Here is a 2,353-nt window from a genome sequence, read left to right as displayed (position 1 = left end):
GCGGCCGCGCCGCACCCGGCCGAGCAGGCGCACGCCGTGCTGGCGGCGCTCGGCGTGCTGGACCGCGAACCGGCCCCGCTCCCGCCCGCCGTCCGGAACGCCCGTGACCCGCTGACCGCGCTGCTGCGGTCCGCCGGGGTGCGGCACCGGACGGTCACGCTGCCCACCGGGCCGGACGGGCACGGCGACCCCCGCGGCACGGCCGGGCCGATGGTCGGCTTCGCGGCGGACGACGGCCGCCCGGTCGCCTTGGTACCGCGCCCGGCCGGCGGCCACCGCCGCCACGACCCCGCGGAACAGCCCGGCAGCCGCCGGGGCATCCCGCTGGAGACCCGCGCCCTGCTGATCTACCTCCCCCTGCCCGAGGGGGAGTTGGGACCGGCCGACCTGGCCCGGTTCGTGCTCCGGGTGCCCGGCGCCCGGCGCGACCTGGGCCGGCTCACCGCGGCCGGGCTGGCCGCGGCCCTGCTCGGCCTGCTGGTGCCGCTCAGCACCGGCGTGCTGCTGCCGAACCTGCTGGCCGCCGACCGGCACCCGCTGCGCTGGCTGACCCTGCTGCTGGGGTCGGCGGTGCTCGCCGCCTGGCTGCTGGTGATCGTCCGCAACACCGCCGCCGTCCGGCTCACCGGCCGGGTGCAGGGCGCGCTGGAACCGGCCGTCTGGGACCGGCTGCTCGGTCACGACGCCCGCTTCTTCCGCGACTACTCCACCGGTGACCTGGTGCACCGCGCCAACGCCGTCGCCCAGGCCCGGCAGGCGCTCTCCGAGGTGCTCGTCAGCGCCGTCCTCGGGGCGGTGTTCGCCACCTCCGGCCTGACCGTCCTGCTGCTGGTGGACGCCCGGCTCGGCGGGCTGCTGCTGCTCACCGTGCTGGTGGTGACCGGGCTGCTGCTCCTGCTCGGCCGCCGCCGCCAGCGCCACGAGACCGAGGTGTTCGAACTGCACGGGCGGCTGAACGGCCTGCTGTACGGGCTGCTGCTCGGCATCGACAAGATCCAGACGGCGGGCCGGGAGGTCCAGGCCTTCGCCCGCTGGGCGGTGCCGTTCGCCGCCCAGAAGCGGGCCGACGCCGCCGCCCAACGGGCCGACGGAGCCGCCGCCGCCCTCACCGCCTCCCTCCAGCCGCTGCTGCTGGCGGTCCTGTTGGCGGCGGCGACGGCGGACGGCGCGACCCCGTCCGGCCACCTGGTGGCCGCCGGGGTGGCGGCCGGGCAGGTCGCGATGGCGCTCGGCCAGGTCACCCACGCCGCGGCCGGTGCGTACGGGATCGCGCCCGTGCTGGACCGGATCCGGCCGGTTCTGGCGGAGGCCCGCCCGGCCCAGGGCGGCGCGCAAGCACTGGCCGACCCCGGCGAGTTGGGCGGCGAGGTGGCCCTGGACGGGGTGACCTTCCGCTACCCGGGCAGCGCGGCGCCCGCGCTGGACGGGGTGTCCCTGCACGCCGGGCCCGGGCAACTGGTCGCGGTGGTGGGCCCGTCCGGGGCCGGGAAGTCCACGCTGGTCCGGCTGCTGCTCGGCTTCGAGCAGCCGGAAGCCGGCGTCGTCCGCTACGACGGGCGTGACCTCGCCACGCTGGACGCCCGGCTGGTCCGCCGACGGCTCGGCGCCGTCCTCCAGCACGGCCGCATGCTGCGCGGCTCGCTGCTGGAGAACCTCTCCGGCGCCGACCCCGACGTGAGCGAGGAACGGATCTGGGAGGCCGCCGAACTCGCCGGCATCGCGGACGAGTTGCGACGTCTCCCGCTCGGCCTCGGCACCCGGGTCGGCGAGGACGCCCAGGGCTTCTCCGGCGGACAGGTGCAACGGCTGCTGCTGGCCCGCGCGCTGGTCCGCCGGCCGGCCGTCCTGTTGCTGGACGAAGCCACCTCGGCCCTGGACAACGCGACCCAGCGGAAGGTCGCCGAGGCCGTCGCCGGCCTCGACACCACCCGGATCGTGATCGCCCACCGGCTCAGCACCATCCGCACCGCCGACCGGATCCACGTGCTCTCCGGCGGCCGGGTCACCGCCTCCGGCAGCTACGACGAACTGCTCGGCCACGACCCGCTGTTCACCCGACTCGCCCGACTCCAGGAGATGTGAGATGTCGCTCGACCTGCAGACCTGGCTCCGCCCCGTCGACGGCGCCTCCACCCCGGCCGACGGACACCCCGGCGCGCCGGTCCCGTCCGCGCTGCTTCCCGGTCCCGCCCGCGGCGACGAACGGCTGCGCGCACTGATCGCCGCCGCCGCCCCGTTCGGCGACCGCGCCGCCGCCCGCCCCGACGGCACCGCGCTGTTCGCCCCCGACCCCGAGGAGGACCGCCGCGCCCGCCGTGCCGCCGTCGACACCTGGCTGCGCCGGGCCGGCGGC

Annotated in this window: 1 protein-coding gene and 1 pseudogene; both read left to right on the top strand. The window is 77.7% G+C overall.

Annotation, left to right across the window (positions count from 1 at the left end):
- The coding region (locus ABZ885_RS39580) for an ATP-binding cassette domain-containing protein (RefSeq protein WP_360199809.1) at positions 1-2,082 on the top strand (2,082 nt) is incomplete at its 5' end.
- 1 nt (position 2,083) lies between these two features.
- A pseudogene (locus ABZ885_RS39575) lies at positions 2,084-2,353 on the top strand (hypothetical protein); the annotation flags it as partial.

This window comes from Kitasatospora sp. NPDC047058 (genome assembly GCF_040643935.1).
Taxonomy (GTDB): domain Bacteria; phylum Actinomycetota; class Actinomycetes; order Streptomycetales; family Streptomycetaceae; genus Kitasatospora.
The sequence above is the reverse complement of the archived record's forward strand: the minus strand, read 5'-3'. Positions and strand labels throughout refer to the sequence as shown.